Here is a 20,413-nt window from a genome sequence, read left to right as displayed (position 1 = left end):
CAGGCCGTGGCGTGTGCAGACCGACCGAGATGCTCGAAGCGAGGCACCGCATGGACGTTCCGCCCACCAGATCGGCCAGCCGGGTGACGTCCCGGATACCCGTCGAGGGCGGTGCGATCCAGCCCTCGCCGGATGCCGTGCTCATCCGCCGGACCCTCGCGGAGATCGCACCCGTCGCCGACAAGGTGACCTCATACTTCTACGCCCTGGTTTTCACCGGACACCCCGAAGTGCGCGGCATGTTCCCCGCCGCCATGGACACCCAGCGCGACCGGCTGCTGAAGGCGTTGCTGACCGCCGCCGAGCACATCGACAATCCCGCGGTACTGACCCCCTATCTGCGCCAACTGGGCACCGGGCACCGCAAGTACGGCACCATGGCGGGCCACTATCCGGCGGTGGGTGAGGCCCTCGTGAGTGCGCTGGCCCGCTACGCGGTGGCCACCTGGGGGCCGGAGACGGAGGCCGCGTGGGTGCGGGTCTACACAGCGATCTCCCAGATCATGATCGACGCGGCGGCGGAGGACGAGGCCAGGACCCCGGCGTGGTGGCACGCGGAGGTGGTCTCGCACGATCTGCGCACCTCGGACATCGCCGTGCTGACCGTCCGCCCCGACAAGCCGTACGCCTTCGTCGCCGGCCAGTACGCCAGCCTGGAGACCCCGTGGTGGCCCCAGGTGTGGCGGCACTACTCCTTCGCCTCGGCGCCGCGCGCCGACGGACTGCTGTCCTTTCACGTCAAGGCCGTGCCCGCGGGGTGGGTCTCCAACGCGCTCGTACGCCATGCCCGCCCGGGGGACGTGCTGCGCCTCGGTCCGCCGGCCGGTTCGATGGTGGTGGACCACACGACGGACAACGGGATGCTGTGCCTGGGCGGGGGCACCGGAATCGCCCCGATCAAGGCGCTGATCGAGGACGTGGCCGAGCACGGTGAGCGGCGGCCGGTGGAGGTGTTCTTCGGGGCGCGCAGTGACCACGACCTGTACGACAAGGACACGCTGCTGGGGTTGCAGCGGTCGCTTCCGTGGCTGTCGGTGCGCCCGGTGATCGGCGACTGGCTCTCCGGGCAGCTGCCGCAGGCGGTCGGCGAGCACGGGCCGTGGAGTTCGTACGACGCGTTCATCTCAGGGCCGCCCGCGATGATCCGCAGCGGGGTGGACGAGCTCAAGCGGATCGGGATACCGGGTGAGCGGATCCGGTACGACGCGGTCGAGGGGCTGGCGGGCGTGGCCGGCTGAGACCGGCGGGCGTTCCGCCGGTCTCGGTAGGTCCGGGTCCTCAGCCCAGGTCGGGTGCGTGCATGGCGCGGACGCCCTCGATGTTCCCGTCGAGGTAGTGCCGCAGGGACAGCGGGACGAGGTGGACGGCTGCGATGCCGACCCGGCTGAAGGGCACGCGGACGATCTCGTACTCGCCCTCGGGATGGTCGATCTCGGGGCCGTGCCGTTGGCTTGGGTCCATCGATTCGAGGTGGCAGACGAAGAAGTGCTGCACTTTGACGCCGGTCACTCCCCCGTCGGCGATGTGCTCGACGGTGTCGACGAAGCAGGGCACCACATCGGTGATCTTCGCGCCGAGTTCTTCGTGGACCTCCCGGTGGAGGGCGTCGACGACGGTGGCGTCCGTGGACTCCACTCCGCCGCCGGGGGTGAGCCAGTACGGATCGACGCCGGGCTTGGTGCGCTTGATGAGGATCAGGTCGTCACCGTCGAGCAGGATCGCGCGGGCGGTGCGTTTGACCACGGGACGTTCGGTCATGGGAGAAGCGTGGCCCACCACTCCGCTTCTGAAACGCGCCAGGGGCCGGAAACGGAGGCTTACCAGTGCGCAGCGGCGCGCAGCAGCCGGTCGTGGGCCCGGGCGAGGTGGGCGAGGGCGAGGCTGCCGGTCCGCACGACCAGGAACCAGGTGCGCAGCGGGGGGACCGGAGGATCCGCCAGGGCCACGATCCGGCCGCTGTCGAGAGCGTCCTGGCAGAGGTAGCGGGGAAGGACGGCGAGCCCGGCGCCGGCCTGGACGCATTCCAGTACGGCCCGCAGGTCGGGGGCGACCACGGTGGCGGCGAGGGCGCCGGCATCGGGCCGGGTGTCGAAGACGGCGGCCCAGTAGCGGGTGACGAGCGGCAGGGTCTCGTGGACCTCGACGAGCGGGACGCCGGCGAGAGCGGCGGGGCCTTCTTCGCGGACCCGGTCCTGGCCCACGAGGGCGGCCCAGTAGGGCGCGGCGACCAGGACGTGCTCCTCGTCGCACAGCGCGGTGACGGTGAACAGCCCGCCCCGGGGGTGGGCGGTGGTGACGACGAGGTCGTGGTGGCCGGCGGCGAGCCCGTCGAGGGTCTCCTCGGCGCCGCTCTGGAGGGCGGCGCGCAGGGTGTGGCCCTGGCCGACGAGGGGCGCCAGCGCCGGGAGCACCCGCAGGCACAGGAACTCCGGGGGCCCGGCGACGTGCAGGGAGCGCAGGGTGCCGGCCGCCTCCCGTCCGGCCTCGGTGATCCGCAGCAGGGCGTCGAGGTGCGGGGCGGCCTTGTGGGCGAGTTCGTCGCCCACGGCGGTGGGGGTGACACCGCGGGCGCGGCGGTGGAACAGGGGTCGGCCCAGCTGGCGTTCGAGGGTGCGGATCTGCGAGGTGACGGCCGGCTGGGACAGTCCCAGAAGCGTGGCGGCCCGGGTGAAGGAGCCCGCCCGGTGCACGGCGATGAAGGTGCGCAGCAGTGCCAGATCCATCGCGGCACCTCTCGGTGGGGGCCTTCAACTATAAATATGCCGATAGCCCCCTGTCTTTACCGTGATTGGACTCTGACACAGAGTCAACTAGCCTTGTCGCGTGGTTCTTCACATGCGGAACCCGGGGCGGTCCGAGCCACGAGGGGGGAGGCTCGGACCGCCGTTCAACAGCCTGGTCAGCCGCCGTCCGCCGCGAGATCGAGTGCGCGCAGGACGTCCGCGACGAGGTCCGCGGTGTCCTCGGCTCCGGCGGAGAAGCGGATGAAGCCCTCCGGCACGGCGTCACCGCCCCACCGTCCGCGCCGCTCGGCGGTGGACCGTACGCCGCCGAAGCTCGTCGCGTCCTCGACGAGGTGCAGGGCCGCCATGAACCGTTCGGCGTGCGCGCGGTCGGGAAGCGTGAAGGAGACCACCGAGCCGAAGCCCCGCATCTGCAGGGCGGCCGTCTTGTGGGAGGGGTCCGAGGCCAGGCCCGGGTAGCGCAGCCCCGTCACGTCCGTGCGGCCTGCCAGTGCCTCGGCGACGGCCAGCGCGTTGGCCCACTGGCGCTGCGCGCGCAACTGGATGGTGGCCAGGGAGCGGTGGGCGAGCCAGGCCTCCATGGGACCCGGGATCGCTCCGACGATCTTGCGCCACTTGCGGACGCGGGCGGCGAGCTCCGCGTCGCGGCAGACGACGTACCCGAGCAGCAGGTCGCCGTGGCCGGTGAGGCCCTTGGTGCCGCTGGCGACGGAGAAGTCCGCGCCGAGTTCGATGGGCCGCTGGCCGAGCGGGGTGGCGAGGGTGTTGTCGACGGCGACCAGGGTTCCGCCGGCGTGCGCCGCGTCGACGAGGCGGCGTACGTCGCACACGTCGAGCCCGGGGTTGGAAGGCGTCTCGATCCACAGCAGCCGGGCGCCGTCGAGCTCCGCGAGCTGCCTGTCGCCGCCGGTCGGGGCGGTGCGTACGTGGATCCCGTACGCCTCCAGCTGCTCCCGCAGCAGGGGCAGGGCCTGGTAGCCGTCGTCGGGAAGGACCACGGTGTCGCCGGTGTGCGTCTGGGAGAGGAGGACGGCGGAGACCGCGGCCATGCCGGAGGCGAAGACGACGGTGTGCACGTCCTGGCCGGGGGCTTCCAGCTCCCCGACGGCCCCTTCCAGCAAGGTCCAGGTGGGGTTGGTGTCACGGCCGTAGGTGTACGGACCCTCGACGTCGCCGGGGAGGTGGAAGTGCGCGGCGAAGACCGGTCCGGGCACGGGCGGTTCGTTCTTGACGGGCTCGGGCAGCCCGGCGCGGACGGCCAGGGTGCCGTCGCCGAGCCGGGCCGCCCCGGGGCCGTGGTCGTGGTCGTCGTGGTGGGGGGAGTTCACGCGGTGTGCTCCTTCATGGCCTCGCGTACGGCGTCCAGCAGGCCCGGGCTCGCTGCCTCGACCAGCTCCAGGCACTCCTCGAACCCGTCGAGCGAGCCGTAGTAGGGATCCGGCACGTCGGTCTCGTCGGCCGCGGCCGACGGATCGTAGGACCTCAGCAGCCGGACCTTGGCGGCGTCCCGAGGGGTGGGCGCGAGTGCACGCAAGTCCCGCAGATGCCCGGCGTCGAGCGCGATGACCAGATCGAGGCGGTCGAACCAGGAGGACAGGAACTGCCGGGCCCGGTGGTCCTGCTCGTATCCGGCGGCCTCCAGGACGGCGACGGTGCGCGGGTCGGCGCCGTCGCCCTCGTGCCAGCCACCGGTTCCGGCACTGTCGATCTCGACCAGGGCGTCGAGCCCGGCTTCGGCGACGTGGGCACGGAAGACGGACTCGGCCATGGGCGAGCGGCATATGTTGCCCGTGCAGACGAAGCACACGCGGTACATGTCAGCCCGTTCAGTTCTTGTCGGGCAGGACCATGTTCACGGCCCACGAGACGATGGAGATGATCAGGCCGCCGACGACTGCCGTCCAGAAACCGTCGACGTGGAAGCTGAGGTCGAGCAGGTCGGCCAGCCAGGAGGTCAGCAGCAGCATCAGGGCGTTCACGACCAGGGTGAACAGGCCGAGGGTGAGGATGAACAGCGGCAGCGAGAGCAGCTTCACCACGGGCTTGACGATGACATTGACCAGGCCGAACACCAGGGCGACCAGCAACAGGGTGAGCGTCCTGCGGCCCAGACTGCTGCCGTCGTCGAGGGTGATGCCGGCGAGCAACCAGATGGCGACGGCCAGGGCCGCCGCGTTGGCGAGCGTCTTGACTACGAAATTGGTCATGTGTCTGATCGTGGCAGAGAAGATCCCGGTGGGACATCCGCAGATCAGCGGATGTGCGGGAACGATTGAGTACAAGGGGCGCAACGACGATGAAAGCCTTTCGCCTTGACGAGCTCGAAGCGGAGCGGGTCGCCAACGACGGCGCCTATCTGCAGTTCGTGCGCGAGCGGAACATGTCGGTCGGGCTGTACGCGCTCGACGCCGGACAGAGCGATCCGCAGCAGCCGCACCGTCAGGACGAGGTGTACTTCGTCGTGAGCGGCCGGGCCTCGATCACGGTCGGGGAGGAGACGACGACGGTGGCGCGCGGCAGCGTCGTCTACGTCCCGGCGGGAGTCCCGCACAAGTTCCACCACATCAGCGAGGACCTGCGCGTGATGGTCGTCTTCTCCCCGCCGGAGAGCTGAGCGGCCACGGCCGGATGAGGGTCGCGCCCCTGGTCCCCCTAGGGGGCGGATCAGGGGACTGCGGGGGCTCGCGGGCCCCCGGGGCAGTCCGCGGACTCCTAGCATCGAGAGCAGGAAGTCACGGACGAGGAAGAGGACGAGGACATGGACGGCATCCGACAGATTTTCGCAGGCATGCCCTGGTGGGTTAAGTGGGTCGCCGTTCCGCTGCTGGCGCTGTTCGTCTTCGGCGGTGTGATCACGAGCATCCTGGGAGCCCTGATCGGCTTCGTCTTCAAGCTGCTGCTCTTCGTCGCCCTCGTCGGCGGCCTGATCTTCGTGGTGAAGAAGGTCGGCGGCGGTACGAAGTCCTCCTCCGGTGAGTGGTAGGAGGACTCGGCCCGGGCGCTCCCGGGATTGAGCCAAGCGGGGGAACATGGCGCGCGAAACCACTCATACTCCGGGAGTCGGTGGATAGAGTGGCAATCTGTGCCGTTCCCTGGGCACCGAAAGCCGGTACCACCGCTCTGACCTGCGGTCGCGTTGAGCACCCGCCGAGCACAACCCCCAGGAGTCACGGCATGCGCGGGGGAGGCCCCCGCAGGGCGGGCCCCCAAAGCCCGCCGCCACGCCTGGGGGTGAGCTGTGTCTTCGGTTCCCAACGCCGGTGTGCCGACTCTGATCGGTTCGGTTCAGCGGGCGCTGAGGCTGCTCGAAGCGGCGGGCTCGCACGGAGCGGGAGCGCCGGCGAAACAGCTGGCCCGCGAGGCCGGCCTCCCGCTCCCCACCGCGTACCACCTGCTGCGCACCCTCACGCACGAGGGCTATCTGCGCCGGGAGAGCGGAGTCTTCGTCCTCGGCGACGCGGCTGAGCGGCTGGTCGGCGGAGGGCTCCAGCAGAAACGTCGCAGCATGATCCTCGACTCCCTCGCGCACTTCCGCGACGCGGTCGGGGCCCCCGTCTACTTCGCGGTCTTCCGCGACGGTGAGATCGAGGTCGTGGGCGTCTCGGACACCCCGGCCAGCCCGGCCTGCGAGGAGTGGGCCGATTTCCGTGAGACCGGCCATGCGCACGCCATCGGGCAGTGCCTGCTCGGCCAGCTCGACGAGAAGACGCGCAAGGACTACTACGACCGGCACCCGGTCGAGGCCATCACTCCGTACACCGTGTCGGATCAACGTTCCCTGGAACACCGGATCGGTTCCCTGGAGCGAATGCAGCCCGTGATCGAGCGTCAGGAATATGCCTTGGGCACGGTATGTGCGGCGATCCCCATCACCGCGGGCGACACCGTCGCGACCATGGCGATTTCCCTCCCCCTGCACCAGGAAAATCGATTGCTGTGTGTGGTCGATCGGCTACGGAGTGAAGTAGGCGCGCTGTTGAGCACCCTCTCGTTCTCTATCAGTATCTGAAAACTCACTCCTTGTGATCTGGCAGCGCTTCCACCACCCTTGTCAAGAGGGCCCTGGGGGTCATTCCTGGCCACTTCCACTACAGCGGGGTAGGCAATGCGCGAGTCGGTACAGGCAGAGGTCATGATGAGCTTCCTCGTTTCCGAGGAGCTCTCGTTCCGGATTCCGGTGGAACTCCGGTACGACGCTCGGGACCCCTACGCAGTCCGCCTGACCTTCCACCTTCCCGGAGACGCGCCCGTGACCTGGGCGTTCGGCCGGGAGCTCCTCCTCGACGGCATCAACAAGCCGTGCGGCGACGGCGATGTGCACATCGCCCCGACCGATCCCGAGGACCTGTCCGATGTCCACATCCGCCTCCAGGTCGGCGGCGACCGGGCGTTGTTCCGCGCGAGCGCGGCCCCGCTCGTCGCGTTCCTCGACCGCACCGACCGGCTCGTTCCGCTCGGTCAGGAGCGCAACCTGGGTGACTTCGAGGAGAACCTCGACGAGGCGCTCGGCAAGATCCTGGCCGAATCCCGGCAGAACGAGCAGAACGCGGGCTGACGCGCTGCCGCGTTCACTGACGCGTGCCGCGCCCACCGACGCGCGGCGCCGGCCGCTCAGTTCTCCCGCAATCCCACCATCCCGCGAACACCTTTCAGCGCTTGCGACGGCGGCCCCGGCCGCCGCGGGCTACCCCGAGGCCGTCCCGGCGACCGGGGTCCTCGGCCGGTCGGCCGACACGACCAGGGCGGCCAGCGCCGTCGTCACGGGAACCGAGGCCACGAGGCCGATCGAGCCCACGAGGGTCCGTACAATCTCCACCGCGACCAGCTCGCTGTTGGCCACCGACCCCATGCTGCTGTTCGCGATCGAGAACAACAGGAGCAGGGGCAGCGCGGCACCCGCATAGGCCAGTACGAGCGTGTTGACCACCGACGCGATGTGGTCGCGACCGATCCGGATGGCCGCCCGGTACAAGGCGCGCGACCCCATGGAGGGGTCGGCCTGGTGGAGTTCCCAGACCGCGGAGGTCTGGGTGACCGTCACGTCGTCGAGCACGCCCAGCGATCCGATGATGATGCCCGCGAGCAGCAGACCGCTCATGTCGATGTCCGGGTACAGCCCGTGGATCAGGCCCGTGTTGTCGTCGGTGTTGCCGCTGAGGAACGCCCAGTCGATGAAGACCGAGCCCAGCAGCCCGATCAGCAGCAGCGAGACGAGCGTGCCGAGGACGGCGACCGAGGTGCGGGCGGTCAGCCCGTGGCAGATGTACAGGGCGATGAGCATGATGGCGCTCGCCCCTACGACGGCGACGACGAGCGGGTTCGACCCCTGCAGGATGGCCGGGAGGATGAAGAGGGTCAGCACGCCGAAGCTGATGACCAGCGCGATCAGTGCGAACACCCCGCGCATCCGGCCGACCAGCACGACGGCGAGGGCGAAGATCCCGGCCAGCAGCGCCAGGGGGAACTTGCGGTTCACGTCGATGACCGAGTACTGGAGGTCCCGGGGGGCGTCCGGCGCGTACGCGACCACCACCTCCTGCCCCTTCGCCAACTGCCGTGGCGCGCCCGGCTGGACGATCTCCACGAAGGTGCGGCCCTTGTCCGGTCCGGTGCCGACCTCGACGGTGGCCTTCTTGCACTCGCCGGTCTGCGCGGCCTGGGCCTCGCGGCCCTCGGGCGTGGACGTGTCACCGGTGGGCGGCACCTGCGAGGCGTTCACCGATTTGCAGTCGACCTGTTCGAGCGACACGACCGAGCCCTGCTGCGTCTGCCGGTCGAAACCGACACCCGTGCGCTCGTGGGCGGGCGCGCCGCCCGGCCAGAGCACCACCATGCCGGCGAAGACGGCCACGGTGAAGGGGATCAGCACGGCCGCGATGACCTTGCGCAGGTGCTTCGAGACGGGGGCCGCCGGACCGTGCCCGTGGCTGTGCCCGTGACCGTGTCCATGGCCAGGCTCGTGGGAGTGCGCGTGGTCAGCGTGGCTGGTGGGGTCCACGGGCTCAGTGGGGGGCTGCGGCGAGATCGTCACCAGCAGATCATCGCAAGAGATGCGGGGGCCCACTGTTCAGCACGCCATGGATGGCGCTAGCGTGGGGGCTACTTTGCACAACGCGGGAGCTCGGAGCACCGGGCTGAGAGGACGCTGATCACCGTACGCGCATCACGGATGCGTACGGGAGGAGGCTGCGTCGACCGCCGAACCTGTTACCGGGTAATGCCGGCGTAGGGAGATAGGTCTCATGACCATTCAGGACGCACGCACGCCTGCCGTCAGCCAGGACGCCGACGGCCAGACCGAGCGCCAGCCGGGCTGGCACAAGGGGTACGTGGCGGGCTCCCGCCCCGACATCCGGGTGCCGGTCCGCCAGGTCCACCTCACCAACGGCAAGGACGTGACGCTCTACGACACGTCAGGTCCGTACACCGACCCCCAGATCGAGACGGACGTGCGCCGGGGTCTCGCGCCGCTGCGCGAGAACTGGATCATCGGCCGCGGGGACACCGAGGAGTACGCGGGACGTCCCGTGCGTCCCGAGGACGACGGCATCAAGCACACCTCGCCGCGGGGCGGGCTCAAGAACCTCGACGCCGTCTTCCCTGGCCGTCCCCGCCAGCCCCGCCGGGGCCGTGGCGGCGCCGCCGTCACGCAGCTCGCGTACGCCCGCCGGGGCGAGATCACCCCGGAGATGGAGTACGTCGCGATCCGCGAGAACGTCTCCCCCGAGGTCGTCCGCGAGGAGATCGCCGCAGGTCGCGCGGTACTCCCGGCGAACGTGAACCACCCGGAGATCGAGCCGATGATCATCGGCAAGCGGTTCCTGGTGAAGGTCAACGCCAACATCGGCAACTCCGCGGTCACCTCCTCCATCGAGGAGGAGGTCGACAAGATGACCTGGGCGACCAAGTGGGGCGCCGACACGGTCATGGACCTCTCGACGGGCCGCAACATCCACACCACGCGCGAGTGGGTGCTGCGCAACTCCCCCGTCCCCATCGGCACCGTCCCGCTCTACCAGGCGCTGGAGAAGGTCGACGGCCGCGCCGAGGACCTGACCTGGGAGATCTACAAGGACACGGTCATCGAGCAGGCCGAGCAGGGCGTCGACTACATGACGGTCCATGCCGGCGTGCTGCTGCCGTACGTGCCGCTGACCGCCCGCCGCAAGACCGGCATCGTCTCGCGCGGCGGCTCGATCATGGCCGCGTGGTGCCTGGCGCACCACAAGGAGAACTTCCTCTACACGAACTTCGAGGAGCTCTGCGAGATCCTCGCGACGTACGACGTCACGTACTCGCTGGGTGACGGCCTGCGCCCCGGTTCGATCGCGGACGCCAACGACGCGGCGCAGTTCGCGGAGCTGAAGACGCTGGGCGAGCTGAACACGATCGCCAAGCGCCACAACGTGCAGACGATGATCGAGGGCCCGGGCCACGTCCCGATGCACAAGATCAAGGAGAACATCGACCTCCAGCAGGAGATCTGCGAGGAGGCGCCGTTCTACACGCTCGGCCCGCTGACCACGGACGTCGCGCCCGCGTACGACCACATCACCTCGGGCATCGGCGCCGCGATGATCGCCTGGTGGGGCACCGCGATGCTCTGCTACGTCACGCCCAAGGAGCACCTGGGCCTGCCCAACCGCGACGACGTCAAGACCGGCGTCATCACGTACAAGATCGCCGCCCACGCGGCCGACCTGGCCAAGGGGCACCCCGGTGCCCAGGAGTGGGACGACGCCCTGTCGGACGCGCGGTTCGAGTTCCGCTGGGAGGACCAGTTCAACCTGGCCCTCGACCCGGACACGGCCCGCGAGTTCCACGACGAGACGCTTCCCGCCGAGCCGGCCAAGACCGCGCACTTCTGCTCCATGTGCGGTCCGAAGTTCTGCTCGATGAAGATCTCGCAGGACATCCGCCGTGAGCACGGCGGCGACCTGAAGGCCGAGGAGATCCAGGCGGGCATGGCGGAGAAGTCCGCCGAGTTCGCGGCTTCGGGCAACCGCGTCTACCTGCCGCTGGCCGACTGAGCCGTTCGACAGGAGCCACGGAGCGGACCCGCGACCCAAGGGGGGAGTCGCGGGTCCGCTCCGTTTTTTGGTGCCGGAGTGCTCCCACTCGCCACGGCCGGCTGGTCGTCGCCCACCGCGTCCTGACGGCTCGCGCCCTTCGTGTCCGTCATGGCGGCCGTTGGTGTCGCATCGCTAATCCGATAAGTGGACCTATCTGCGAGTTGTCCCGCCACTCGCGGCAGTGCTTCCCACGCTGACGATGTGTGGCCTGGGAGGCCCGACCACACATCGGTCGATCGGTTTCGAGTAGGAGTGGTATGAGCCCCGAAAACAGGACCAGGTCAACGACGCTTGGACCGCTGCCGAGAAGGAGCAGATGGCTGACGGGCGGCACCCTCGCCTCGCTTGCCCTGGTCATGATGGGAGTCGCCAGCCCCGCCTTCGCCGTTGCTCAGAGCATCCGGGCGGCCGAGCGGGTGAACGCGGCGAGCCCCACGGGTGGGGACCACTGCAAGCCGAACGGGCATCACCATCGCCCGGACCAGCGACCGGACCAGGATCCGGACGACGACCCGAAGGCCGCGGGCATCGAGGCCGGGCCCGACGGTGACGACAGGTGCGAAGAGGGCAGGCCGGGGCCGACAGGGCCGACGGGGCCGAGGGGTGCCGCGGGCGCGACCGGTGCGACGGGCGCGACGGGTGCGACGGGTGCGACGGGTGCTCCGGGCGTGGACGGCGTGGACGGCGCGACCGGCGCCACGGGTGCGCCGGGCCTGAACGGTGCACCCGGCGCCAGGGGTGCCACGGGCGCGACGGGTCTGGGTGGCGGGGCGACGGGTGCGACGGGTGCTCCGGGTGCGGATGGTGCGGACGGTGCCACGGGCGCGACGGGTGCGACAGGCGCGACGGGTGCGACAGGCGGTACAGGCGCCCCGGGCGAGGACGGCGCGGACGGTGCGGACGGTGCCACGGGCGCGACCGGTGCGACGGGCGGTACGGGCGCCCCGGGCGCGGATGGCGCGGATGGCGCGGACGGCGCGGATGGCGCGGACGGCGCGGACGGCGCCACGGGCGCGACCGGTGCGACGGGCGGTACGGGTGCGACGGGCGCCCCGGGCGCGGACGGCGCGGACGGCGCGGACGGTGCCACGGGCGCGACCGGTGCGACGGGTGCGACAGGCAGTACGGGCGCTCCGGGTGTGAACGGCGCGGACGGTGCCACGGGCGCAACCGGCGCGACGGGTGGTACGGGTGCGACCGGTGCAACGGGCGGTGCGGGTACGACGGGCGCTACGGGTGCGACAGGTGCCACGGGCGCGACAGGTGGTACGGGCGCGACGGGTACCGGGCCCTGCGACGACATGGACAGCTACGCGCCTTCGAACACCTTGTCGTTCAGTGCCGCTCTCACGAACGGCATCGCCTACGCAGGCCGCGCGACCACGGCCGGAGGTGTGCCCGTCTGGCAGGACATTACGAACGCGGACAACCCGGGATTCCCCTTCGGCAAGGCCTGCGGCATCTCGATCATCGAGCAGGGCAGCAACTCGTACATCAAGGTCGTGACGACGGACGGCAAGATCTTCCAGACTCACGGTGACACCAACGGCGCCAACTTCACTTGGGACGAGGGGTGGATCGAACTGACCCCCTCCCCGACTCCCGGAACCCTGCGCGGCAAGGAGTTCAAGGGAGACCTGGTGCGCGGAGCCTCCCGGAACCGCCTCCCCTAGCTAGGGAAGCCCGGGCCGACGCGACGGCCCGGCGGGACGACTGGAGGGCGCCGCTCCACGGCCTGTCGGCCGGGGCGACGCCCTCCAGTCTCGTGCGTGGGAGCGGCGGTCAGGCGACCACCTGGTACTGCGGGTCCAGCTTGCGCCGTGCGAATTCGAGGTTGGCAGTGACCCGGTCGTGCTGCTCGACGGGAAGCCTGCCGTCCTGGAGGAGGCGCTCGCAGCAGTCCAGCGACTCCTGGTACTCGCCGACCCAGTAGGCGGCCACGGCGAGTTCGTCGAGCGCGCGCCAGTCGTGCCAGTCGAACTCGACGAACAGGATGTCGTCCGGGCGGGGGATCCGGACCGCCTGCCGGGCAAACATGTACGCCAGCGGCCAGCGGCTCTCGAGCCGGCAGACGCGGGCGAGGCTGCCGATCGCCTCGGCGCGCGTGGGACGGCTCTCGTGTGCGCGAAGGAAGCGGTCCATCACCTCGGCCGACGGCTTCTTGAGGTTCGCCGCGATGCGTGCCGCGTACAGCTGGGCACAGAAGGCTTCCTCGGCGAAGCCGCCCATGTCCGCGCGGCGGTCGTAGGCGGCGAGGGATTTCTCCGGTTCTCCGGCGTCGCGCCAGCTCTGGGCCAGGTAGAACGCGTACCGGGCATTTCCGGGTTCCTTGGCCAGACCTTGTTCGAGTACCGCCGCGTCGCGCAGGTACTTTTCCCGCTCGCCCGATTCCCTGAGGCGTGCCCCGCCGCCGATGATGAGGATATTGGCGCCTTCGAGCACGCCGCTGCTGTGCCGGACTTCGCAGTCGATGTACTCGTGGAGTACGCCGACGTATTTCCACGGCAAGCGGGTGGAGACCAGAGCGGGCCGCCAGTGGATGACGGGCTCGTGGTGCACCGCGATGCGGTACGCGTCGAGAGTGAGGTCGGGCATGCGAAAGCCGGGCTGTACCTGCATCACGTCGTCGGCGTCGATGAACAGCAGGTAGTCCGCGCTGGAGCGGGCAAGGTCGATCGCCTCGCTGCGGCTGTCGCCGAATCCCTTCCACGGCCGTTCGTGCAGGACACCGGGCAGATCGCCGAAGAATTCCCGGATGATGTCCTGGGTGCCGTCCGTCGAGCCCGTGTCCACGATCACCCATGTATCGATCAAAGGGCGCACCGATTCGAGACAGCGCCGGATCACCGGTGCCTCATTTTTGACGATCATGTTCAGGCAGACTGTTGCTCTCAAGGATTCCATCCCCTGTGGTGATGAAAACGACCGTGAGCCGACGGTAGGCCACGGTTCGTCCGCGCCTGGGCGCGTCGCGTCCGCCACCTCCCAAAAGACTCCATTGGGCTCATACTGCTGGTCCGATAAGTTGACTTATCCGCGAGGCGTTCCACCACTTGCGACCGCGATACCCACGATGACCGAGGTGGCCCGAGACGGCCCATCGCACATCGTTCGATCCGGTTTCGAGAAGGAGCGGCGTATATGAGCCCCGAGAACAGGACCAGGTCACGCCTTGGTCCGCTGCCCAGGCGGAGCGGTTGGCTGACTGGCGGCACCCTCGCATCACTCGCCCTGGTGGTGACGGGAATTTCCAGCCCCGCGTTCGCCACGGCTCAGGCCATCCAGGCGACCGCGGCGGTCCGCGCGGCGGCCCCCACGGGTGACCACTGCAAGTCGGACAAGCACGAAAAGTCGGACAAGCACGATTACGATCCGAGAGTGGCCGCCCAAGCCGGCCCGCGCGGTGGTGGCGGCGACGACGAGTGCAAGCAGGGTCCGACGGGTCCGACGGGCCCCAGGGGTCCCCAGGGCGCGACCGGCGCGACGGGTGCCACGGGCGCGACCGGGGCCACGGGAGCCACGGGTGCGACCGGAGCCACCGGTGCGTCCCAGTGCGTGGACATCGACTCCGTCCGGGACAGCAACGCACGGGAGTTCAAGGCGGTACTCCCCGGCGACACCCGTGCGTACGCGGGCATCCGCGGGCTTCAGCCGACCCCGGGTCTCTGGACCTGGTACGACCTCACCCTCAACCAGGAGGGCGACTTCCCGGACGACGCCTGTGCGATCTCCATCAGCCATCAGGCCAACCAGCTGCTGGTCGAGGTGGTGACGACGGAAGGGGTGATCTGGGAGACCAACTGCGCCGTCAACCCAGGTCCCGGCACCCTCACGTGCAACGGGGTGTGGACCGAGGCGAACCCCCAGCCCGACCCGGGTGACCCGGACGTCGCCCGCCGGGCGGCCAACGCGCCGCCGATTCGGCCGATGGATCCCAACTACCTGCCGAAAGCAATGAAGTAGGGGCAGCAGAGGAAGGTAAGCGGGGCGCGAGGCCGGGCGGCCGGGAGGTTCACTCCGGCTCGTGCTCCGGGCCGCCGAAGTCCGGGCCCGTGAACTTCGGGCCCGTGAAGTCCGGAGGCGTGTAGCCCGGCCGGGGACCCTGTGACGGGGATCCCGGACTGGTGAAGTCGGGCCGGGTGTATCCCAGGTTGGGGATGCGCCCGGCCCCTGGCGTGCGGGGCGCCGGATGTTCCGGCCCCATACCCGGATCGGCCAGGGCGTCCCGCAGGAACGGCATGATCCCGCGCTCCAGCAGCGCGTTGCGCCAGGCCTCCCGGGCCTGCGCGACCTCGTCGGATATCGCCTCCGCCCCGTCCACGGCCACCTCGGTCGCGCTGTTGCGCAGCGCGGTCACCAGCAGGCCGATCACGGCGAAGATCAGGGCGGCGGCGGTGAGCACCCCGAAGAACGAACCCGCCGTCAGCATGGTCTCGGCGAAGGCCGGTTCGGGCTCGATCATCTTCAGGATGTAGCCCACGAGCAGGAAGATCAGCATGGCGGTGCCCGCCAGAACGGGCGCGAGGACCGCGATCACGGCGCCGAGGCCCGCGCCTCCCTGTCCGCCGTCCTCCTCGTCCAGGGTCCCGGGAGCGGAGAGGGCCTCGTCGCGTCGTTCCTCGCGGAGTTTCACGTAGTAGTCGTACTCCGCGGCGGCCGCAGCCGTCAGCAGTGCGCTGGCCCCCAGGGCCATGGTGCGCAGTTGTTCGGCGTTCAGGCGTTCGCCGAGGGTGGCGAGCTCGGGCCGTTCGTGTGCGGTGCGCAGCGCCTCGTCGAGGAGCCGATCGAACTCGGGCCGGTCTTCGGTCAGCAGGTGCGGAGCGCTGGTCATGTGCATCCCCCGATGCTCCGTGGAGGCCGGTTTGCCCGCGTAGACCCGGGCGCCGGCACAAACGGAGGAGAGCCTGCTACGGATAGAGCGATGGTAGAGGGACCACACCGCAGGTTGACAGGGGCTTTCCGTAAATACCCCCCTGGTGACAATCCTCAGTCGCGCAGGGGAAGTTGCACGACCAGCAGTTTGCCCGCCATTGTGACCCCGCCGTCCATGGCGATGGCGAGCCCGTCCGCGTACACGTGGGGGCCGTCCACCGCCTCCGGGCCGCGCGCCTCGTCGCCATCCTCGGTGCCCACTTCGCCGAGGAGGTACGGGATGGGGCTGTGCCCGTGCACGACGCGGCTTCCGCCGTAGGTGCCGAGCAGTTCGCGTACGGCCACCGGGCCGGTCTCCTCGTCGCGGAAGGCGAACCGCTTGGTGAACTTGCGGAAGAGGTCCCAGGTGATGTCGGCGTCGCCCCGGTTGAGGAGCTCGTGGATGGTGTCGTTGACGTCCTCGATGGAGTCGCCGTAGTCCAGGTAGGCCGTTGTGTCGGAGTGCAGCAGCAGGTGGTCCTCTTCCAGGACGGCCGCGTCCAGGCGGGACATCCACTGCAGGTGTACGTCCTGCAGGCGCTCCATGTCGGTGCGCTGACCGCCGTTGAGCAGCCAGGCGGCCTGGAAGGTGGCTGTGCCGGCGCCGGAGGAGACGGGGGTGTCGCCGAACCGCTTGGCGCCGATGAGCAGCAGCTCGTGGTTGCCCATGAGGGCCTTGCAGTAGCCGCCGGCCGCCGCGGCCTCGGCGGACAGCCGCATGACGAGGTCGATGACGCCGATGCCGTCGGGGCCGCGGTCGGTGAAGTCGCCGAGGAACCAGAGCCGGGCGTTGCCCGCGGACCAGCGCCGCTCGCTGTCGATCAGGCCCTGGGCGTGGAGTTCGGTGACGAGCTCGTCGAGGTAGCCGTGGACGTCGCCGACCACGTAGAGCGGGCCGGGACCGGCGGCCGCGGTGTCCTGGGGGACGTACTGCACCTGGACGGTGTCGCCGGGGCCGCCGAGCGCGCCGCGTCCGATGACGGGCAGGTCGCGGTGGGTCGGGGTGTAGCCGTCGAAGCCGTCGTCCTCGGGGTCGGCGGGCTCCGCGGGCTCGGCGGTCGCGTGCGCTTCGTGCACGCCGTGCACGTCGTGATGCGGGACGGGCGGTGCCACGGGCTGCGGCACGGACTGTGCGTTCGCCTGCGGCGGGTAGCCGGGCTGCTGGGGCACGCTCAGCGCGCCGTCCTCGTAGTACGCCGGGTACTCGCCGTACACGGGAGCCTCACCGGGAAGCCCGGTGGATACGGCGTACGGGGCGGGTTCGGTGACCGGAACCCGGAAGTCCCGCAGCGTATCCGTCCGCATCGCGGGTCCCTGACCGGCCCCCTGAGTCATCGACCCCTCCACCACCGTCGCGCTGCCGTACACCTGCGGACCCTCCTGACCTCCGGGGAGGAGGGTCCGTGATGTCGTGCGCCCATCATAGGAATGCGGCTCGCGCTGTGTGACGCACCAGGGGTGGTGAATCCTGTCCGGAGCCGATCGTTCCTACCGTTTTATACCAATATCGGTGTTGCGGAAATCCTCGGCGGTGTCGGCAGCGCCGCCGAGGAGCGGTGTGGCGCGTCAGTCCTGGGCCGGAGACCGGGGTGGACTGACGGTCGTTCGGGGCTGCCTGCGTTGTGACGAGGTACGGATGATGAGCTCGGTCGGGACGACCTGTTCGACGGGGCGTCCGGTGTCCACTCCCTCGATCGCGTCGATGAGCAACTGCACCACGGCGGTGCCGATGCGGCGCGGTTTGAGGGAGAGGGTGGTGATGGGCGGTTCGGTGTTGGCGTACACGGTGGACTCGCTGCAGCACACGAGCAGCAGGTCCTCGGGTACGCGCAGGCCGTAGCGCCGGGCCGCGGCGAGCAGGTCCGTGCCGTTGGGGTCGAAGAGCCCGTACACGGCGTCGGGCCGGTCGGGGCGGGCGAGGAGCCGGTCGGCGGCCACGGCGCCCGCGCAGGGGTCGTGGGCGGGGTAGGACTCGTAGACGGGGTCCTGGCCGACGCGCTCGCACCAGTTGAGGTAGGCGGTCGTGGAGAGCCGGGTGTAGGTGTCGGTGGTGGTGCCGGTCAGCAGCCCGATCCTGCGGGCGCCGGCGGCGGCGAGGTGGTCGAGGAGGCCCAGTACGGCGGCCTCGTGGTCGTTGTCGACCCAGGCGGTGACGGGGAGGGAGCCTGCGGGGCGGCCGTCGGAGACCACGGGCAGGCCCTGGCGGACCAGTTCGGTGACGACGGGATCGTGGTCGGAGGGGTCGATGACGACGGTGCCGTCGAGGGCGACGTTGGACCACACGTCGTGTCGGGAGGTGGCGGGGAGGATGACGAGGGCGTAGCCGCGGGCGAGCGCGGCGGAGGTGGCGGCTCTGGCCATCTCGGCGAAGTAGGCGAATTCGGTGAAGGTGAAAGGTTCATCCCCGTACGTCGTCACGGTCAGGCCGATGAGGCCCGACTTGCCGGTACGGAGGGTGCGGGCGGCGGCGGACGGGCGGTAGCCCAGCCGGTCGGCGACCTCGCGAACGTGGCGGCGGGTGGCGTCCGGCAGCCGCCCCTTGCCATTGAGCGCGTCGGAGACGGTTGTGATGGAGACGCCCGCTGCGGCGGCCACGTCCCTGATGCCTGCCCGGCCCTGTCGGCCGGTGGCCCGCCGGGTGGTCTCGGTCCGGCTCACGTGATGCTTCCCTGCTGCTGTCATGGCGAGCCGATAGTAGGGCTCGGTGGGGTGGGTGGTCTGGGTGCATATGCACGCGTTGACAGGCACGTTTCTGCAGGGTTCGCCACCCCCAATGACCTTGGAATTGAAGGTATTTGCTTGCTGAAGGCTGCCGTGAGGCTTGTCGGCGGGTACGAGCATGCCAAAGCGGTACGGTCGCGGGCCGTTCTCAACTCACCTGCACGAGGGATGCGCGCCACGGCGCAGGCCACCGGCGCGCGCATATATGCGCGCGCTCCCCCGCATTCCAGGCGCCCCCATTCTCGGAAGAGCGGAATCCTCATAAGGTGAGCAGTATTGAGTCGACGGCGACGTCGTACGGGATGGTCGAGGAGGACCTGCGGTGAGCGAGAAGAGCCCGAAGCTGCGCGCCGAGCTGGACGGCATTCCCACATACAAGCCCGGCAAGCCGGCCGCCGCGGGTGGGCCCGTCGCGTACAAGCTGTCCTCGAACGAGAACCCGTACCCGCCGCTGAACGGGGTGCTGGAGAGCGCGGTCGCGGCGGCCGGGAACTTCAACCGGTACCCGGACATGGCCTGCACCGGCCTGGTGAACGAGATCGCGGAGCGGTTCGGGGTGCCGGTGGAGCACATCGCCACCGGTACCGGCTCGGTGGGTGTGGCCCAGTCGCTGATCCAGTCGACGGCCGGCCCGGGCGACGAGGTCATCTACGCCTGGCGTTCCTTTGAGGCTTACCCGATCATCACGCAGATCTCGGGTGCGACCTCCGTGCGCGTCCCTCTGACCGAGGGCGACGTCCACGACCTGGACGCGATGGCCGAAGCGATCACCGAGCGGACCCGGCTGATCTTCGTCTGCAACCCCAACAACCCCACAGGTACCGCGGTGCGCCGCGCAGAGCTGGAGCGGTTCCTGGACCGCGTGCCCACGGACGTCCTGGTGGTGCTGGACGAGGCCTACCGCGAGTTCGTGCGCGACGCGGACGTGCCGGACGGCATCGAGCTGTACCGCAACCGCCCGAACGTCTGTGTGCTGCGTACGTTCTCCAAGGCGTACGGGCTCGCCGGTCTGCGCGTCGGCTTCGCGGTGGCACACGAGCCGGTGGCCGCGGCGCTGCGCAAGACGGCGGTGCCCTTCGGTGTCAGCCAGCTCGCACAGGACGCGGCGGTCGCCTCGCTGCGCGCCGAGGACGAGCTGATGGGCCGTGTCGGGGCGCTGGTGGGCGAGCGGAACCGGGTGCACGAGACGCTCCTGGCGCAGGGCTGGACGGTCCCGGACACGCAGGCGAACTTCGTGTGGATGCGGCTGGGGGAGCGGACCGCCGACTTCGCGGCCGCCTGCGAGAAGGCCGGTGTGGTGGTCCGGCCCTTCGCGGGCGAGGGCCTGCGGGTCACGATCGGTGAGACCGAGGCGAACGACCTCTTCCTGCACACGGCGGAGGCGTTCTTCAAGGAGCTGTAGCTCCGGCGGGGACCTGCGCGCGTTGCGCGATTTCCATGCGTTAAGTGATGCCCGCGCGTTACGCGAGTTCCACGCGGACGGGGTCGCCGTCGCGGACGGTGGCCAGCAGGCGGGAGTCGCCGTCGAACGAGCCGAGCACGTTGCACGGGCTCGCCAGGCGGCTCTCGCCTCCGCGCGAGATGGGTGTGGGGCCGTAGGGCAGCGCCAGCGCGTCGCCCTCGGTCCAGAACGCGACCGTGCCGGGTTCGACGACCTGCCGGGCGTCGTGCTCCAGGGCCACGGAGACGCCGGTGTCGAAGTAGACCTCCTCGCCCCAGGTGTTCGCGGACGCGGAGATCGGAAGGGCCTCGGCCAGCGCCTTGCTGGTCGGGGTCTCGTCGAGGGTTGCTGTGAGCTGGCCGACGGGCCAGGAGATGCGAATCTTCATGGGCCACATTCAACAATCTGTTGAATTTCTTGGCTAGGGGGACCCCGCCTCTAAGGGTCGAAAACGGGTGCGCCATAATGCTTGTGAATGTGAACGCGTTCACAAGCGTGTCCTGCTTCCTCCCGTTATGGGGGGA

General features: G+C 69.9%; 19 protein-coding genes, 1 pseudogene and 1 riboswitch. Of the genes and pseudogenes, 9 read left to right on the top strand and 11 right to left on the bottom strand.

The window, feature by feature from the left end; all coding sequences use genetic code 11:
• The first annotated feature begins 50 nt into the window (after positions 1-50).
• The gene (locus tag OG737_RS14405; protein WP_405679438.1) at positions 51-1,238 is read left to right on the top strand and encodes a globin domain-containing protein; all 1,188 of its coding nucleotides are present in this window, start codon (positions 51-53) and stop codon (positions 1,236-1,238) included.
• Between the two features lie 40 nt (positions 1,239-1,278).
• Here the strand turns inward: OG737_RS14405 and OG737_RS14400 are convergent, their stop codons facing one another.
• The 5 genes from OG737_RS14400 to OG737_RS14380 form a co-directional block, all read right to left on the bottom strand.
• Positions 1,279-1,758, bottom strand: a complete 480-nt coding sequence (locus OG737_RS14400; protein WP_328926574.1) for an NUDIX hydrolase — start codon at positions 1,756-1,758, stop codon at positions 1,279-1,281.
• Between the two features lie 59 nt (positions 1,759-1,817).
• On the bottom strand, positions 1,818-2,723 hold the full coding sequence (locus OG737_RS14395) for a LysR family transcriptional regulator (protein WP_388558112.1): 906 nt from the start codon (positions 2,721-2,723) through the stop codon (positions 1,818-1,820).
• A gap of 176 nt (positions 2,724-2,899) precedes the next feature.
• Positions 2,900-4,072: a cystathionine gamma-lyase gene (locus OG737_RS14390; RefSeq protein ID WP_405921591.1), complete on the bottom strand. Its 1,173-nt coding sequence runs from the start codon at positions 4,070-4,072 to the stop codon at positions 2,900-2,902.
• Positions 4,069-4,560, bottom strand: coding sequence for a low molecular weight protein-tyrosine-phosphatase (locus OG737_RS14385; protein WP_328926571.1), 492 nt, complete (start codon positions 4,558-4,560; stop codon positions 4,069-4,071). The genes OG737_RS14390 and OG737_RS14385 overlap by 4 nt, the downstream gene beginning before the upstream one ends.
• Positions 4,561-4,570: 10 nt before the next feature.
• Complete coding sequence (locus OG737_RS14380; RefSeq protein WP_328926570.1) at positions 4,571-4,951, bottom strand: phage holin family protein; 381 nt, start codon at positions 4,949-4,951, stop codon at positions 4,571-4,573.
• A gap of 89 nt (positions 4,952-5,040) precedes the next feature.
• Here OG737_RS14380 and OG737_RS14375 point away from each other — a divergent pair, with 89 nt between their 5' ends.
• The 4 genes from OG737_RS14375 to OG737_RS14360 all read left to right on the top strand — a co-directional run bounded on the left by OG737_RS14375 (position 5,041) and on the right by OG737_RS14360 (position 7,299).
• Positions 5,041-5,358, top strand: coding sequence for a cupin domain-containing protein (locus OG737_RS14375; RefSeq protein ID WP_328926569.1), 318 nt, complete (start codon positions 5,041-5,043; stop codon positions 5,356-5,358).
• Positions 5,359-5,502: 144 nt separating this feature from the next.
• Entirely contained in the window at positions 5,503-5,727 is a 225-nt protein-coding gene (locus tag OG737_RS14370; protein WP_328926568.1) for a DUF5326 family protein, read from the top strand.
• A gap of 279 nt (positions 5,728-6,006) precedes the next feature.
• Positions 6,007-6,753, top strand: a complete 747-nt coding sequence (locus OG737_RS14365; protein ID WP_328926567.1) for a helix-turn-helix domain-containing protein — start codon at positions 6,007-6,009, stop codon at positions 6,751-6,753.
• Positions 6,754-6,849: 96 nt separating this feature from the next.
• Positions 6,850-7,299 (top strand): SsgA family sporulation/cell division regulator, encoded by a 450-nt coding sequence (locus tag OG737_RS14360; RefSeq protein WP_328926566.1) that lies wholly within the window; start codon positions 6,850-6,852, stop codon positions 7,297-7,299.
• A 94-nt stretch (positions 7,300-7,393) separates the two neighbouring features.
• On the opposite strand, the pseudogene OG737_RS14355 reads toward OG737_RS14360, so the two are convergent.
• A pseudogene (locus OG737_RS14355) lies at positions 7,394-8,808 on the bottom strand (YibE/F family protein).
• A gap of 39 nt (positions 8,809-8,847) precedes the next feature.
• Positions 8,848-8,993, top strand: a riboswitch (TPP riboswitch).
• Between OG737_RS14355 and thiC the strand changes: the two are divergent.
• Entirely contained in the window at positions 8,987-10,774 is a 1,788-nt protein-coding gene (thiC, locus tag OG737_RS14350) for a phosphomethylpyrimidine synthase ThiC (RefSeq protein ID WP_388558092.1), read from the top strand. (Overlaps the previous riboswitch by 7 nt.)
• Positions 10,775-11,175: 401 nt before the next feature.
• The gene (locus OG737_RS14345) at positions 11,176-12,489 is read left to right on the top strand and encodes a hypothetical protein (RefSeq protein WP_405921590.1); all 1,314 of its coding nucleotides are present in this window, start codon (positions 11,176-11,178) and stop codon (positions 12,487-12,489) included.
• 109 nt (positions 12,490-12,598) lie between these two features.
• Here the strand turns inward: OG737_RS14345 and OG737_RS14340 are convergent, their stop codons facing one another.
• Positions 12,599-13,798 (bottom strand): glycosyltransferase, encoded by a 1,200-nt coding sequence (locus OG737_RS14340; RefSeq protein ID WP_405679448.1) that lies wholly within the window; start codon positions 13,796-13,798, stop codon positions 12,599-12,601.
• A gap of 396 nt (positions 13,799-14,194) precedes the next feature.
• Between OG737_RS14340 and OG737_RS14335 the strand changes: the two genes are divergently transcribed.
• Entirely contained in the window at positions 14,195-14,779 is a 585-nt protein-coding gene (locus OG737_RS14335) for a hypothetical protein (protein ID WP_405921589.1), read from the top strand.
• A gap of 49 nt (positions 14,780-14,828) precedes the next feature.
• On the opposite strand, the gene OG737_RS14330 is transcribed toward OG737_RS14335, so the two are convergent.
• The 3 genes from OG737_RS14330 to OG737_RS14320 form a co-directional block, all read right to left on the bottom strand.
• On the bottom strand, positions 14,829-15,653 hold the full coding sequence (locus OG737_RS14330; protein WP_405921588.1) for a hypothetical protein: 825 nt from the start codon (positions 15,651-15,653) through the stop codon (positions 14,829-14,831).
• Positions 15,654-15,802: 149 nt separating this feature from the next.
• Positions 15,803-17,062 (bottom strand): metallophosphoesterase, encoded by a 1,260-nt coding sequence (locus OG737_RS14325; RefSeq protein WP_328926559.1) that lies wholly within the window; start codon positions 17,060-17,062, stop codon positions 15,803-15,805.
• A gap of 231 nt (positions 17,063-17,293) precedes the next feature.
• The gene (locus OG737_RS14320; protein ID WP_328926558.1) at positions 17,294-18,409 is read right to left on the bottom strand and encodes a LacI family DNA-binding transcriptional regulator; all 1,116 of its coding nucleotides are present in this window, start codon (positions 18,407-18,409) and stop codon (positions 17,294-17,296) included.
• Positions 18,410-18,770: 361 nt separating this feature from the next.
• On the opposite strand from OG737_RS14320, the gene hisC reads away from it, so the two are divergent.
• Positions 18,771-19,850, top strand: coding sequence for a histidinol-phosphate transaminase (gene hisC, locus OG737_RS14315; RefSeq protein WP_328926557.1), 1,080 nt, complete (start codon positions 18,771-18,773; stop codon positions 19,848-19,850).
• A gap of 58 nt (positions 19,851-19,908) precedes the next feature.
• Here the strand turns inward: hisC and OG737_RS14310 are convergent, their stop codons facing one another.
• Positions 19,909-20,277 carry a cyclophilin-like fold protein gene (locus tag OG737_RS14310; RefSeq protein WP_405921587.1) on the bottom strand — a complete coding sequence of 123 codons (369 nt, stop codon included), beginning with the start codon at positions 20,275-20,277 and terminating at the stop codon, positions 19,909-19,911.
• Positions 20,278-20,413 lie beyond the last annotated feature (136 nt).

It is taken from the genome of Streptomyces sp. NBC_00122 (genome assembly GCF_045160845.1).
Classification (GTDB): Bacteria; Actinomycetota; Actinomycetes; order Streptomycetales; family Streptomycetaceae; genus Streptomyces.
This window is presented reverse-complemented; position numbering and strand designations above follow the sequence as displayed.

Coding starts and splice junctions, on each gene's coding strand:
- OG737_RS14405 (WP_405679438.1), top strand. CDS start 51: ATGGACGTTCCGCCCACCAGATCGGCCAGCCGGGTGACGTCCCGGATA.
- OG737_RS14400 (WP_328926574.1), bottom strand. CDS start 1,758: ATGACCGAACGTCCCGTGGTCAAACGCACCGCCCGCGCGATCCTGCTC.
- OG737_RS14395 (WP_388558112.1), bottom strand. CDS start 2,723: ATGGATCTGGCACTGCTGCGCACCTTCATCGCCGTGCACCGGGCGGGC.
- OG737_RS14385 (WP_328926571.1), bottom strand. CDS start 4,560: ATGTACCGCGTGTGCTTCGTCTGCACGGGCAACATATGCCGCTCGCCC.
- OG737_RS14380 (WP_328926570.1), bottom strand. CDS start 4,951: ATGACCAATTTCGTAGTCAAGACGCTCGCCAACGCGGCGGCCCTGGCC.
- OG737_RS14375 (WP_328926569.1), top strand. CDS start 5,041: ATGAAAGCCTTTCGCCTTGACGAGCTCGAAGCGGAGCGGGTCGCCAAC.
- OG737_RS14370 (WP_328926568.1), top strand. CDS start 5,503: ATGGACGGCATCCGACAGATTTTCGCAGGCATGCCCTGGTGGGTTAAG.
- OG737_RS14360 (WP_328926566.1), top strand. CDS start 6,850: ATGCGCGAGTCGGTACAGGCAGAGGTCATGATGAGCTTCCTCGTTTCC.
- thiC (WP_388558092.1), top strand. CDS start 8,987: ATGACCATTCAGGACGCACGCACGCCTGCCGTCAGCCAGGACGCCGAC.
- OG737_RS14345 (WP_405921590.1), top strand. CDS start 11,176: ATGGGAGTCGCCAGCCCCGCCTTCGCCGTTGCTCAGAGCATCCGGGCG.
- OG737_RS14330 (WP_405921588.1), bottom strand. CDS start 15,653: ATGCACATGACCAGCGCTCCGCACCTGCTGACCGAAGACCGGCCCGAG.
- OG737_RS14325 (WP_328926559.1), bottom strand. CDS start 17,062: ATGACTCAGGGGGCCGGTCAGGGACCCGCGATGCGGACGGATACGCTG.
- OG737_RS14320 (WP_328926558.1), bottom strand. CDS start 18,409: ATGACAGCAGCAGGGAAGCATCACGTGAGCCGGACCGAGACCACCCGG.
- OG737_RS14310 (WP_405921587.1), bottom strand. CDS start 20,277: ATGAAGATTCGCATCTCCTGGCCCGTCGGCCAGCTCACAGCAACCCTC.